This window comes from Cellulomonas sp. Root485, from assembly GCF_001426705.1.
Taxonomy (GTDB): Bacteria; Actinomycetota; Actinomycetes; order Actinomycetales; family Cellulomonadaceae; genus Cellulomonas.
The window spans coordinates 1046146-1059414 of record NZ_LMFC01000002.1 but is presented as its reverse complement, the minus strand read 5'-3'; the positions used below and the strand labels follow the sequence as shown (position 1 = coordinate 1059414).

The 13269-nt window shown below is 73.3% G+C and carries 13 protein-coding genes; 4 read left to right on the top strand and 9 right to left on the bottom strand.

Annotated features, from left to right (window positions below; translation table 11 throughout):
- Window positions 1–60 precede the first annotated feature (60 nt).
- The 4 genes from ASD16_RS13380 to arsM are packed head-to-tail and all read right to left on the bottom strand — an operon-like array spanning window position 61 to window position 2837.
- Entirely contained in the window at window positions 61–474 is a 414-nt protein-coding gene (locus ASD16_RS13380) for a low molecular weight phosphatase family protein (RefSeq protein ID WP_055917975.1), read from the bottom strand.
- Window positions 471–1871 carry an FAD-dependent oxidoreductase gene (locus ASD16_RS13375; protein WP_055917966.1) on the bottom strand — a complete coding sequence of 467 codons (1401 nt, stop codon included), beginning with the start codon at window positions 1869–1871 and terminating at the stop codon, window positions 471–473. The genes ASD16_RS13380 and ASD16_RS13375 overlap by 4 nt, the downstream gene beginning before the upstream one ends.
- 25 nt (window positions 1872–1896) lie before the next feature.
- On the bottom strand, window positions 1897–2097 hold the full coding sequence (locus tag ASD16_RS13370; RefSeq protein ID WP_055917963.1) for a hypothetical protein: 201 nt from the start codon (window positions 2095–2097) through the stop codon (window positions 1897–1899).
- Entirely contained in the window at window positions 2097–2837 is a 741-nt protein-coding gene (gene arsM / locus ASD16_RS13365) for an arsenite methyltransferase (protein WP_055917960.1), read from the bottom strand. Before arsM ends, ASD16_RS13370 begins: the two co-directional genes overlap by 1 nt.
- 110 nt (window positions 2838–2947) lie before the next feature.
- Here arsM and ASD16_RS13360 point away from each other — a divergent pair, with 110 nt between their 5' ends.
- Together ASD16_RS13360 and ASD16_RS13355 are read left to right on the top strand one after the other, a co-directional pair.
- Window positions 2948–3313 carry a metalloregulator ArsR/SmtB family transcription factor gene (locus ASD16_RS13360; protein WP_055917958.1) on the top strand — a complete coding sequence of 122 codons (366 nt, stop codon included), beginning with the start codon at window positions 2948–2950 and terminating at the stop codon, window positions 3311–3313.
- The gene (locus ASD16_RS13355) at window positions 3310–3819 is read left to right on the top strand and encodes a GNAT family N-acetyltransferase (RefSeq protein WP_055917955.1); all 510 of its coding nucleotides are present in this window, start codon (window positions 3310–3312) and stop codon (window positions 3817–3819) included. The genes ASD16_RS13360 and ASD16_RS13355 overlap by 4 nt, the downstream gene beginning before the upstream one ends.
- Before the next feature lie 12 nt (window positions 3820–3831).
- On the opposite strand, the gene ASD16_RS13350 is transcribed toward ASD16_RS13355, so the two are convergent.
- The gene (locus ASD16_RS13350; RefSeq protein ID WP_055917952.1) at window positions 3832–4818 is read right to left on the bottom strand and encodes an aldo/keto reductase; all 987 of its coding nucleotides are present in this window, start codon (window positions 4816–4818) and stop codon (window positions 3832–3834) included.
- Window positions 4819–4892: 74 nt separating this feature from the next.
- Here ASD16_RS13350 and ASD16_RS13345 point away from each other — a divergent pair, with 74 nt between their 5' ends.
- A complete protein-coding gene (locus ASD16_RS13345) occupies window positions 4893–6311 on the top strand; it encodes a PLP-dependent aminotransferase family protein (RefSeq protein WP_055917949.1) in 1419 nt (472 codons plus the stop codon).
- Here the strand turns inward: ASD16_RS13345 and ASD16_RS13340 are convergent.
- The gene (locus ASD16_RS13340) at window positions 6308–7900 is read right to left on the bottom strand and encodes an MFS transporter (RefSeq protein WP_055917946.1); all 1593 of its coding nucleotides are present in this window, start codon (window positions 7898–7900) and stop codon (window positions 6308–6310) included. The genes ASD16_RS13345 and ASD16_RS13340 overlap by 4 nt on opposite strands.
- A gap of 143 nt (window positions 7901–8043) precedes the next feature.
- On the opposite strand from ASD16_RS13340, the gene ASD16_RS21460 reads away from it, so the two are divergent.
- Window positions 8044–9336: an RICIN domain-containing protein gene (locus ASD16_RS21460; RefSeq protein WP_082570830.1), complete on the top strand. Its 1293-nt coding sequence runs from the start codon at window positions 8044–8046 to the stop codon at window positions 9334–9336.
- 87 nt (window positions 9337–9423) lie between these two features.
- On the opposite strand, the gene ASD16_RS13330 is transcribed toward ASD16_RS21460, so the two are convergent.
- The 3 genes from ASD16_RS13330 to ASD16_RS13320 all read right to left on the bottom strand — a co-directional run bounded on the left by ASD16_RS13330 (window position 9424) and on the right by ASD16_RS13320 (window position 13218).
- Window positions 9424–9885, bottom strand: coding sequence for a hypothetical protein (locus ASD16_RS13330; protein WP_055917943.1), 462 nt, complete (start codon window positions 9883–9885; stop codon window positions 9424–9426).
- Window positions 9886–9964: 79 nt separating this feature from the next.
- Complete coding sequence (locus tag ASD16_RS13325) at window positions 9965–12850, bottom strand: hypothetical protein (protein ID WP_055917940.1); 2886 nt, start codon at window positions 12848–12850, stop codon at window positions 9965–9967.
- 98 nt (window positions 12851–12948) lie between these two features.
- A complete protein-coding gene (locus ASD16_RS13320; RefSeq protein WP_157453928.1) occupies window positions 12949–13218 on the bottom strand; it encodes a hypothetical protein in 270 nt (89 codons plus the stop codon).
- Window positions 13219–13269 lie beyond the last annotated feature (51 nt).

The following is a 13269-nucleotide window of genomic DNA, read 5'->3' as shown; positions in this document are numbered from 1 at the left end:
GCCAACCGTTTCCGAATGATTTCCCCCAGTTGAACAATCAACGACGGCGCGACGTTCCCGTCAGTCGCGCCGGACACTGCCGACCGGTGCGACGGACTGCCGTCGCAGCAGGTCCGCCACCAGTCCGTCGATGTGGTCGCGGAGCGGTCGGACGCCGTCCACGTCCCACGCCGCCGGGTCGGGCAGCGGCCACGTCTCGACCCGGGGGTGGGCAGGAAGGTCGAGCCCCGGCTTGAGGGCGACGAGGACGTCCGCCTCGGCAGCGAGCTCAGGGGTCAGCCGGCGCGGGACCTCGGCACTGCGGTCGATGCCGAGCTCGGCCAGCGACGCGAGGACGGTGGCGCTGACGGCGTCGTCCGGGTCGGTGCCCGCCGACGCGATGACGACGTCGACGCCGGCCCGTGCGGCCGCGAGGCCGGCCGCGAGCTGCGAGCGTCCGGCGTTGTGGACGCACACGAACAGGATCGTGGTCACGCGAGGCCCCCGGGGAGATCGCCACTGCGTCCGTGCAGCACACCGGACCGGAAGCCGAGCACCGGTGCTGTCAACGAGACGGCGACCGGACCGGCCGCTGTGCCACAGCATGCCGCCGCGTCCGCGCCGTCGGCGGCGGTGTCCGTCGAGCAGACCCCCGTCGCGGGCAGCTGGAGCTGGACCTCGTCGGCCGACGCGCGGTCCCCGGCGAGCGCCGCCGCGATCGAGCGGACCTGCTCGTAGCCGGTGGCGAGCAGGAACGTCGGCGCGCGGCCGTAGCTCTTCATCCCGACCAGGTAGAACCCCGCGTCGGGATGCGCCAGCACGCTCTCGCCGTGCGGCGGGACGGTCCCGCACGAGTGGAGGTTCGGGTCGATGAGCGGTGCGAGCTCCCGGGGTGCCTCGACGACCGGGTCGAGGTCCAGGCGGATCTCGCGCAGCAGGTCGAGGTCGGGCCGGAAGCCCGTGGCGTCCACGATCGCGTGCACGTCGAGCGCGATCTGCTCGTCGCGCGCCGTCCCCGACACGTGCACCGTGTCGCCGTCGGGGGTGAGGCGGTCGATCGACACCCGGGTCAGGAGCGTGAGCGCGCCGGCGTCGACCGCGGCGCGCAGGCGGCTGCCGAGCAGACCCCGGGCGGGCAGCTCGTCGTCCGCACCCCCTCCGAACAGCCGCCGTGCCGACCCTCCGCGGATGGCCCAGCTGATGGTCGTCCCGGGCTCGTCGCGCGCGAGGTCGACGAGGGCGAGCAGGCTGTTCGCGGCGGAGTGGCCCATGCCGAGCACGAGGGTGTGCCGGCCGGCGAACCGCGCACGATCGACGCCGCGGACGTCGGGCAGCGGTCCGGCGAGGTAATCCTGCGCGTCGACCTCACCGACGGCGGGCAGACCCCCGGAACCCACGGGGTTGCGGTGCCCGTACGTCCCGGAGGCGTCCAGGACGGCTGCCGCGATGACGTCCCGGACCTCGCCGTCCGCCGTGAGCGTCCGGACGCGGTACGGGCGGCGCTCGCGGCCGAGGGACTGCGTCCGGTCGGCTCCGTCCCGGGAGACGCCGAGGACCTGCGTGCCGGTGCGGACGTGCGCGGCGATCGGTGTCGTCGTGGCCAACGGGGACAGGTAGCGCTCGACGAGATCGGCGCCCGTGGGGAGCTCGTCGGGGTCGGGTGCGACCCAGCCGGTCGCGTCGAGCAGCCGGCGCGCGGCGGCGTCGATCGCGTACCGCCACGGGGAGAACAGACGGATGTGACCCCACGACGCGACGGCGGCGCCGACGGTGTCGCCCTGTTCGAGGACGAGCGGCTCGAGACCCCGCTCGCGCAGGTGCGCGGCGGCGGCGAGGCCGACCGGCCCGGCGCCGATGACGACGACGGGCAGGTCGGGGTGCTGGATGGTCATGCGGATCCTTCGGTCGTGGTGGGACTCAGGCGGGGCAGCACACGGGCGCCGGACGGGGTGCGGGCCGCGCGGACTGCACCCAGGAGACGAGCCGCGTGAGCCGGGGACGCCGTGCGCCCGCGGTCCTCGGGGTCGCGCGCTCCTCGGCGACGAGCCGCCGACGCAGCCTCTCGTCGAGCTCGCGCTCGCGCTGTTGGTGGACGACGAAGTACAGGTCCGGGTGCATCAGTCCTCCCTGGCGGGCTTGCGGGCGCGGACGACGGCCCCGTGCATGCCGTCGGCGACCTGGTGGGTGAAGGTGACGTCCGCGTCGACGAACCCGGCGTCGGCCAGGCCGCTGAGGTACTCCGAGCGGGACAGCGCGCCGGCGATGCAGCCGACGTACGAACCGCGCTCGGCGCGCTGCTCGGGGGTCAGGTGGTCCTCGGCGACGACGTCGGAGATGCCGACCCGGCCGCCGTCCGTGAGCACCCGGAACACCTCGCCCAGGACGGCGGGCTTGTCCGGCGAGAGGTTGACGACGCAGTTCGAGATGACGACGTCGACCGAGGCGTCCGCGAACGGCAGCTCCTCGATGGTGCCCTTGCGGAACTCCACGTTGGTCGCGCCGGCCTTCGCCGCGTTCGCCCGTGCCAGCGCGAGCATCTCGTCGGTCATGTCGACCCCGTACGCGAACCCGGTGGGTCCGACCCGGCGGGCAGAGAGCAGCACGTCGATGCCGCCGCCCGAGCCCAGGTCGAGGACCCGCTCGCCCGCCGCGAGCTCCGCGACCGTGAGGGGGTTGCCGCAGCCGAGCGACGCGGCGACCGCCTCGACGGGGATGCCGGCGACCTCCGTCGCGTCGTAGAGCGCCTGCCCGAAGCTCTCGTCCGTGGGCCCGCACGACCCGCCGCAACACCCGTCGTCGGTGGTCTGCACTGCGGCGAGGGCGTAGCGCTGGCGGACCTGCTCGCGGACGTCGTCCATGATGTCTCCTCAGATATCGATGCGTGTCGATGTGTTCGATGCCGACTCTGCACCAGACATCCATGGGTGTCAATATCGACAGCCGTCAATCTCCGCGGCATACTTGCCACATGCCTCTGGACCTGCTGCCCGTCTCGACCCCCGCCGCGTGCTGCACCCCCGCCACGAGCGCGGCGATCAGCGATCAGGATGCCGTCCAGCTCGCCCGCACGCTCAAGGCGCTCGCGGACCCGGCGCGACTGCGGCTGCTGTCCCTCATCGCGGCGCACGACGGTGCGGAGGCCTGCGTCTGCGACCTCATCGAGCCCGTCGGCCTGAGCCAGCCGACCGTGTCGCACCATCTCAAGGTGCTCACCGACGCCGGCCTGATCACCCGCGACAAGCGCGGCGTGTGGGCCTACTTCGCGCTCGTGCCCGGTGCGCTCGAGCAGGTGACCCGCCACCTCGGTACCCACCTGACCAGGAGCGCCGCGTGACCGCGGTGCGCATCGAGCCCCTGGCCGCCGAGCACTGGGCGCAGGTCGAGCGCATCTACGCCGACGGCATCGCGACCGGGCACGCCACCTTCGAGGCCGCGCCGCCGACGTGGGACGCCTTCGACGCCGGCAAGGTCCGCGACCACCGGTTCGTCGCCGTCGACGACGACGGCCGGGTCCTCGGCTGGGCCGCCGCGTCGGCGGTGTCCGACCGGTGCGTGTACGCCGGCGTGATCGAGCACTCCGTGTACGTCGACCCGGCAGCGCGCGGACGCGGCGTCGGCCGGGCGCTCCTCGACGCGCTGCTCGACTCGGCGGCCGCCGGTGGCGTCTGGACCGTGCAGTCCGGCATCTTCCCGGAGAACTCCGCGAGCATCGCCCTGCACACCGCGGCCGGGTTCCGCGTCGTCGGCACCCGGGAACGGCTCGGCCGCATGACCTACGGGCCGCTGGAGGGACAGTGGCGAGACGTCGTCCTCATGGAACGACGCCTCGCCACCGACTGAGACCCGCGACAGTCAGGCCTCGTCGAGCCGCGTGCGCAGCTCCTGGTCGAGCACGAGGTCGAGCGCGCCCAGCGACTCGTCGAGCTGCGCGACCGTGTGCGCCCCGACGATCGGGATGACCGGTGTCGGGCCGCCCAGCAGCCACGCGAGCGCGACCTGGTTCGCCGTGGCGCCCGCCTCGCGCGCGACCTCGTGCAGCACCTCGACCCGTCGGCGGCTGCTCGGGTGGTCGGCGCCGCCGAACAGCGACTTGTCGGCGCGCGTGTACGCGCCCTGGTGCAGCGGCGAGTACACGGTCACGGCGAGCGGCGGGCGGCCGTCGACGCCGGTGGACGCGGCGTAGTCGAGCAGGTCGCCGGACACCCAGTTGGACCGGTACGGCGTCGGGCTCGGGTACACGTAGCTGCCCTGCTGCTGGACGAGGCCGTACGGCTCGACGCCGAGCCGGGCCGCGGTCTCGCGGGCCTCGACGACCCGCCACGTCGTGACGTTGGAGATCCCCGGCACGCCCACGACGCCGTCGGCGACGAGCTTGCCGAACGCGCCGACGGTCTCCTCCAGCGCGGTGTCGCGGTCGTCCACGTGCCCGTAGAGGACGTCGAGGCGGTCGACGCCCAGGTGGCGCAGGCTGGTGGCAGCCTCGCGGTGGAGGGTCTCGGCGGCCAGCCCCTGGAAGTTCGTCGGCGGCGTGTTCGACAGGGGCAGGTTCGGGTCCTTCTTGGCGGCGCCGCACTTGGTCGCGATGCGGACGCGGTCCCGCAGCCCGCGCGACGCCAGCCAGGCGCCGATGACGTCCTCGCTCTCGTGCCCGTGGCCGCCCGCGTCCCACGCGTTGTAGTTGTTCGCGGTGTCGAGGAACGTGCCGCCGGCGTCGACGAAGCGGTCGAGGACCTCGAAGGCCGTCTCGCGCGGCGTGTGCGTGCCGAAGCGCATCGTGCCCAGGCACAGGACGCTGACGTCGGTGGAGGTGGAGCCGGAGCCGATGGTGCGCTGCTGCATGGTGTTCTCCTCGTGCGATCTGGTGACAGGTCCGACGCTAGGCGCGCAGCGGACCGGGAGTACGGTCCATTCCTGTGGCAGACGACCAGACCAATCGCTGGGTCGGCGACGCGCTCGTCACGATCGAGGGCGGCGAGCCGGTCCACGTCGCGCTCGAACGGTCGCTGCGCGCCGCCGTCCGCGAGGGCCGCCTCCGCCCGGGCGACCCGCTCCCGCCGAGCAGGGCGCTGGCCCGGGACCTGGGCGTCTCCCGCTGGGTGGTCACCCAGGCCTACGGAGCCCTCGTGGCCGAGGGCGCGCTGGACGCGCGCACCGGCGCCGGCACCCGCGTCGCCGCCACGTCCTGGCCGACCCTCACCGCGACCCGGGCCGTCGCGCCGCCGGTCCAGCCGCGGCCGGCGTTCGACCTCGGGCCGGGGGTGCCGGACCTGCGCCACCTGCCACGCGCGGCGTGGGTCGCGGCGGTCCGCACGGCGGTCGCGTCCGCGACACCGGGCGACCTCGTCGCGCCGGACCCTCGCGGCGTCCCCGCCCTGCGGCAGGCGCTGGCCGACCGGCTGGCCGTGACGCGGGCGGTCCTCGTCGACGCGGACGCGGTCGTCGTGACGCATGGCGCGGCGGACGGCATGACGCGCCTGGCGAGCGCGCTGCGCGCCGCGGGCCACGACTCCGTGCTCGTCGAGGACCCGAGCTGGCCGCGACTGCGCGACGTCGCCGCGGCGGCCGGACTACGGCCCGTCCCGGTGCCCGTCGACGCCGACGGGGTGGACACCGACGCACTCGTCGCCGCGGCCGGGCGCACGGGCGCGAGGGTCGCCCTGGTGACCCCGTCCCACCAGTTCCCCGTCGGCGCCGCACTCGCGCCCGCCCGGCGCGAGGCGCTCGTGCGGTGGGCCCGCTCCGTCGACGGGGTGGTCGTCGAGGACGACTACGACGCCGAGTTCCGCTACGACCGTCGCCCGGTGGCGGCCCTGCGCGCGCTCGCGCCCGACCGTGTCGCACTGCTGGGCTCCCTGAGCAAGACGCTCGCCGCGGGATTCGGCGTCGGGTGGCTGGTCCCGCCCGACGACGTCCCCGCCGCGCGCGCCGGGCTCGACGTCCGGACGAGCGCCCCGCCGTCGCTGCACCAGCTCGCGTGCGCCGCACTGCTCGCCGACGGCGCCTACGACCGTCACCTGCGCTCGGCACGTGCCCGGTACCGGCGCCGGCGGGCGGCCCTGCTCGTCGCCCTCGAACGGCACCTGCCGGGCCTGCCCGTGACGGGACTGTCTGCGGGGCTGCACGTGGTGCTGGGGCTTCCGGCCGGCGTGGACGAGAACCGCGTCGCGCGGCTCGCCGCTCGGCGCGACGTGCGGGCCATGCCGGCGGCCCGGTACCGCATCGCCCCGGTGGCGTCCGCCCCGGCGCTCGTCGTCGGGTACGGGAACCTGGTCGACGCACGGCTGGACGAGGCGGTCGCGCGGCTGGCCGCTGCCGTCGCCGAGGCGACCTAGCCGCCGAGCGACGCACCCTCGACGGCAGCGTTCGGCTGCGGGTCGGGCAGCCGCCGCATCCGGACGCCGTTGACCACCCCGACGAGGCCGGCGAGCAGCGGGACGAGGAGTGCGATCTGCAGGGCGCGCGGCCGGACCTCGGTGTTGATGCGCAGGATCTCGGCCTGCACGTCCTCCGGCTGGCCGACGAGGGTCTCCTCCAGCGCGGTGTTGCTCATCAGCTCGGCGTCCTCCTCGAGCGCGGTGGCCACCTGGGTCTGCTCCGCGGGCGAGAGGACCGTGCTGGCGTCGGCCTGGGCGGTGAACCCGAGGGACAGCGCGGCGAGCATGACGCCACCGGCGAACGCGAGCCCGAACGACAGCCCGAACGAGCCGGCGGCCGAGTTGACGCCGGCGGCCTCGCTGACGCGCTCCTCGGTGATCGGGGACAGCGTGTAGTTGTTCAGCTGGGAGACGAGCAGGCCGAGGCCGGAGCCGACGACGAGCAGCGGCAGCACGAGGTACCAGCCGGACGTCGCGCGCGGGACGATCGGGATGAGCACGAGGATGCCGATCACGACCAGCGTGAAGCCCACCAGGACGATCGTGGCGGGCCGGCGCCGCCCCGCGCGCTTCCCGGCGAGCAGGGCCATCGCGAACATGCTCAGCGACAGGGGTGCCAGCGAGAGGCCCGCCGCCATCGCGTCGTACTCGAGCACCATCTGCAGGAAGATCGGCAGCGTGATCATGGCGGCGCCGAGCGTGATCTGCTGGAGCGTCTGCTGGGACACCCCGACGCGGAACAGCGGGAGCCGGAACAGGTCGGGGTCGAGCAGCACGGGCTTGCCCTGACGCTTGCGGCGCAGCAGCCACCAGACGAGGGCCGCGAGCGCGATGCCGCCGAGGGCGATCAGCGCGCCGACGGCCTCGCCGCCCTCCTGCCACACGAGGATCCCGAGGACGATGCCGCCCATCGCGAGCGCGGACAGTCCCGCGCCGACGAGGTCGATCGAGCGGTCGCCCGTGTACTGCACGTCCTTGACCAGCTTGATGCCGCTGAGCACGACCACGATGATCAGCGCCTCGAGCCCGAAGGCCACCCGCCACGAGAGGTAGGTGGTGATGAACCCGCCGAGCAGGGGGCCGACGGCCGCGGCGATCGAGGCGGACGCACCGACGAGCGCGTAGACCTTCACCTGGTTGCCGCCGGTGAAGTTGCCGTGGATCAGCGACTGCATGGAGGGCAGCAGGAGCGACGCGCCCAGGCCGCCGATGATCGCCCAGAAGATGATCACCGCGGTGAGGCTCTGCGCGAGCATCATCGCGACCGCGCCCGTCGCGTACGCGAGCAGCCCCAGCACGTACGCCCGCTTGCGGCCCGCGAGGTCTCCGACCTTGCTGCCGATGAGGATGAACGCCGCCGACACGAGGGCCTCGAGCGCGATCGCCGACTGGACACCGCTGACCGTCGTGTCGAGGTCGGCGACCACGGCCGAGATGGAGACGTTCATGAAGGAGGTGTCGACCACCAGGACGAACATCGCCATCGCGAGCAGGATGGCGAGGCGCCGGTCCAGCGTCGGTGCGGACCCCGCGGGTGGTGTCGTCATCTTCGCAGCGTAGGAGCAGTCCGGCCCGGTGTGGGGGAAATGCCCCGATCCGATGTGCGGGCGCTCCGAGTCACTGGGCCGTTGACTTGGGACATGTGAGCGCTAACATGTCCGCACCGGCACGGCGGACAAAGGAGTCCCGCATGACGCAGCCACTCTCCCGGCGCCTCTGGGCCGTCCTCGCGGCGCTCGCGCTCGCCCTGGTCGCGGCGGTGGCCGTCGCGACCGCGCCCCCGGCGCAGGCCGCCACGGCGTACATCTACACGACGTTCAAGGGCGACGCCGCCGCCGACCAGGAGCTGTGGGTCTACACGTCGTCGGACGCGACGACCTTCTCGGCGCTCGCCGACACCAACTACCGGGGTCCGTCCGGTGCGCTCCGGGACCCGAGCATCATCAAGCGCGACGGCACCTACTACATCGCGTACACCGTCCAGTCCTGGACGACGCAGTCGACGACCTTCAACATCGCCCGCAGCACCAACCTGCGGGACTGGACGCACGTCACCACCGTCGCCGCCGGGATCAGCGGCACGGCCTACACCTGGGCGCCGGAGTTCTTCGTCGACGGCAGCACCGTGCGCGTCGTCGTCAGCCTCGGCACGTCCGGCTACCAGTTCACGCCGTACGTCTACACCGCGCAGAACAGCGGGCTGTCGTCGTGGAGCGGCCCGACCGCCCTGGGCATCCCGGCGAACCACATCGACACGTACATCGTGAAGAGCGGCTCGACGTACCACGCGTTCGTCAAGAACGAGTCGACCAAGTGGATCGAGCGCTGGACCTCGACCAACCTCACCAGCTGGACCAACCAGGGCACCCTCTGGCAGCAGTACCACGAGGGCCCGTCGGTCGTGCTCCAGTCGGACGGCACCTACCGCGCCTACATCGACCGCTACCCCAGCGGCGGCATGTGGACGTCGACCAGCACCAACCTCACGTCGTGGAGCGGGCTGTCCCAGGTCGGGTGCTCGGGCTGCCGGCACGGCACGGTCATCCTCGACACCGGCTACGCCGGCAGCGGCACCGAGCGGATCACCAACCGGCACAGCGGGCTGGTGCTCGACGTGCAGAACCCGAACACGTCGAACGGCGCGCGGGTGGGTCAGTACGCGTGGAACGGCGGGGCGTGGCAGCGGTGGACCGTCGAGGACGTCGGCAGCGGCTACGTGCGTATCCGGTCGGCCCACTCCGGCAGGTGCCTGGACGGGTCCGGCACCGCCAACGGCGCCTACGTGCAGCAGTGGGACTGCAACGGCGGGACCAACCAGCAGTTCACGCTGCAGAGCGCCGGCAGCGGGTACGTGCGGATCGTCGAGCGACGCTCTGGCAGGTGCCTGGACGTGCCCGGCTGGTCGACCGCCAACGGCACCGTCCTGAACCTCTGGGACTGCACCGGCGGCAACAACCAGCTGTGGTCCCGCACCGTGGTGTGACCTCCGTCAGCAGGCTGCACTCCGGGTGTTCACGGGGATCACCCAGGACGAGGGTCCGAGGAGCGGCGACCGGTGAGCGGCCCGCGGCTACTTGACGGGGACGACGATCTCCTCGCCGTTGACGTCGACGCTCAGCGGCTTCGTCGTCGTCGTGTTCTCGGGCGTGCCGAAGATCGTCGTGTGCGGGACGAAGTCGGAGGTGCAGACGGCGTCGGCGGGGATCTCGTTCGTCTCGATCCGCACGGAGTTCCCGCTGCTCGCGTCCTCCACGACCTCGATGTCCGTCCCGACGATCGGGCACGTCGAGCTCCCCCACGTCACCAGGGCCAGCCGGTCGCCGTAGTCGAGGTAGACCACGCTGGTCTCCCCCTCGGGGACGTCCACCTGCTCGAGCTCCGGCTCGGCGCCCTCCCCCTCGGCCGCGACAGGGATCGTCGGGAGGCCGGAGAAGTCCTCGATGGAGGTCGGGGACGCGCAGCCGGACAGCGACAGCGCCCCCAGTGCCACCAGGAGCGCGCCGACGTGCCGGACCCTCAGCCGTTGTTCCATCACTGACCCCCTCGCGTGAGCTGACGACGCCACTCTGGCACGCCCACCGTCGTCCCGGGCTGAGAAGTGCGGGTGTCGCCTACTCCTGCGCGTCGCCCGACGGCGTCAGGAGCCCGACGAGGGCGTCGAGCTGTGTGCGGTACTGCGGCGTCCGGTGGTCGCCGCCGTGCGTCGCGACCTTGGCCGGATCGACGGACTCGTCCCACTCCGCGTCCATCCGGTCGATCGCCACGCCGTCGGGCACCTCGTCCGCTCCGACGAAGTACCCGTTCACCGGGAAACCGAGGTAGTCCGTCCGGCGCCAGAGGCTGCGCCACCGTGTCCGGTTCCGACGGCCCGCGGTGAGGTCGACCGCGGGCGTGAGGGAGCCGGCCAGCGTCCACGCGCCGAACTCGGGGACGACGGCGCCGTCCGTCTCCCGCTTCCACGGGTCGCCGGCCCAGACCCGGGCCCCGGGCGTCGGGCTGGTACCCAGGACGGCGGGGCCGAGCAGCTCGGGGAAGAACCGCCCGAAGTAGGACCGCAGCTGCGTCCCGAACGACAGGAACGCGATGTTCCCGCTCGCGGTGCTCGCGGTCTCGGTGTCCCACCGGGCGAGCAGTGCCGCGACCACGACGACCGCGCCCAGGCTGTGCGCCGACATCACCACCCGCCGACCGGGGTCGCCCGGCGGCTCGACGTCGCCGAGCCACTCGTCGATCCGACCCCGCAGCTCGGGGACGGCGCGCTCGGCGTAGCACGGCGGGCCGAACGGGTGCGCCACGCGCGGGAGGAAGCACATCAGGTCCCAGAGCAGACCCCAGGGGCGGACGAGCGACTTCCTGGACCCCGCGACCACGACGCTGGCCACGAGCAGCCCGACCGCGACCAGGATCGCACCGGTACCCCAGTCGTCCAGCCAGGTCCAGAGCGGGACGACGCTCGGCACCGCGCCGGAGGACTCGGGCGCGCCAGCCGGTCGCGCCAGGAGCGTGGCGACGAGCGCGAGCCAGAACATGGCGGCGAGCCACCCGACGATCCGTTCGGCCCGGTGCGCCAGGGTGGCGAGCCGCCGGGTCGCGGCGATCTTGGCCGCACGCCGGGCGTCACCGACGGCGGCCGGCGGGGTGGGGTCGAACGGCACGTCGGAGATCGCCGTCCTGAACAGGAAGGTCCGGCCGACGAGGACGACGACGGCGAGCACCAGGGCCAGGATCACCAGCAGGCTCATCGCGGCGAACTCGCGGTAGCCCTCAGGCGTCCACAGGTCCAGCGCCCCGTCGGCCGAGGTCACCACCGGCTGCGGCCAGGCGTCGGCCGCGTCCACGCTCTCGGCCGTCGAGCGGCTCACCCCTGACGGGACCTGCGACTGCTCGAGCCACCAGACCACCCCCGCGACCGTGGCGCCGGTCAGCACCATGCCGAACCCGGACGCCAGCGCGAGGAAGACCGCGGGACCACGACCACCCCACCCCTGGTGCGCGCGACCGGCCGCACGGAGGTTCGCGGTGACGGCCGCGACGCCCAGGACGACGAGCACCCCCGCCGTCACCGTCGCCCACAGGCGGACGCCGTCCGCGTCCTGGGCATCGCGCTCGACGAGGGTCATGACCGCGCCGCCGATCCCGGCCAGGACGAGCGGCGCCCACACGATCGCGGGCAGGTGCCCTCGCAGGCCGACGGCGGCGACGCAGAGGAGCACCAGCGTGGCGATGAGGACCGCCGGGACGACCTCGAGGCCGGCGAACCGTGCGGGGTCACCGACCGCGAGCGGCCGTTCCACGCTCGTCGCGGTCTCGACCTCGACCCAGACGAAGAGGGCGACCGTGGCGGCGAGCAGACCCGCATCGATCACCGACCGCACGTTCCCCGACGTGCTCCCAGGCTCGACCTGGAGGAAGCCGATCCGGACGGCGACGACGGCGAGCAGGGCCCAGCCCAGGACGAGCAGCGTGAACCAGGACTTGCCCGCGTCCGGTGTCCCGGACAGGTCCCGGCACTCGGCGAGCAGGTAGTTCCCCACGCTCGGGCACTGGTCCCCCGCGCGGTGCAGCTGCTGCCAGCTCACCAGGATCGTGAGCAGGGAGAGCCCGGCGGCCAGGTGATCCAGCCACATCGAGGTCGACGCCCGGACGTGGTCCCAGAACCCGGTCCGCGCGAGCCAGGGCCAGCTCGTCGCCGCATCCTTCGCGGCGGGCATGACCCGCGGTCGATCGTCGTCCGCGTTCTCCTGCTGACGCTTCGGTGAGACGACACGCTCGTACCGCACGATCCCGGTCGATGCCACGGCGCCGAGCACGAGGAGCGCGAGGGCCGCAAGGAGGGCGAAGAGGGCCGCGCGCTGTCCCGACGACCAGCCGGCCAGGCCGTCGAGCGCGTCCGGCAGGACCGAGCACGCGATGACGGTCGACGTGCCGCTGCTGTCCGGCACGTAGCACTGGGCGGCGACCAGCCCCAGCGTCACCGTCGCGGCGGTCGCGACCCACAACAGGGTCAGGACCAGACCCGCGAGCCGCACGAGGCCACCGCTCCCCGTCCGCAGGACGCGCCGCCCGGCCGACTCGGGCTCGTGGAGGTCGCGGGCCCAGTGGGCGACGTTGACCATCCCGAACGGGATGATGAACACCCAGAACGCGCGGATGACGCCGCGCACGACCCCCGGCACCTCACGGATGCCGGGGACCTTCGCGAGGCGCGCCAGCCCACCCCACGAGTACGCCTCACGGTGGATGCCCGCCGGCACCGCGGAGTACGTCCGCGCGACGGCCGTCCCCTCGGGCTCCAGGTACTTGCCTTCCGCGGCCTCGGTCAGGGTCCAGAAGCTCCCGAGGTCGTCGCCGCCGCTCCGGCGCACGTCCGCCTTGTCCACGGCGAGCATCGACGCCGGCGGAGTGTTCGACACGCCGTGCACACGGATCTCGAGGACGGAGGCCGGCGGCCCGCCCGCGTGCTCGACGCCGATGCGGTCGTTCGTCTCCGTCGCCATGATGTCGCCCCCCGTCGGGCGTCGGCGCCAACCAGCGCCGGCACCCGGAACGTATCGCGGGTCGGGCGATGTCCGCTATGTCCTGGTTGGACGAGCGGTCACGCCGAGCGCATCACCCGGCGGGGCGCGCGCGGCTCCCCGAGCAGCCGAAGCACGGACGTCCCGTACTCGTCGTGGTGCTCGATGCTGACCGACAGGACGCGACCGACCTGCCGGCTGCGCGCCCAGTCCATGACGTCGTCGACGTCCTCGGCGTCGAGCACCCGCCAGAACTCGCTCTCGCCGCCGCTCGTCCAGAACTCGACGACGTAGACGGGTTCGGTCACGACGGTCGACGACCAGGGCGTCCGACCACGTTCGACTCGCACGGCAGGCTCCTTCACGACGGTGGTGCGCCCATCGTGGTGGGCGCGGATGAA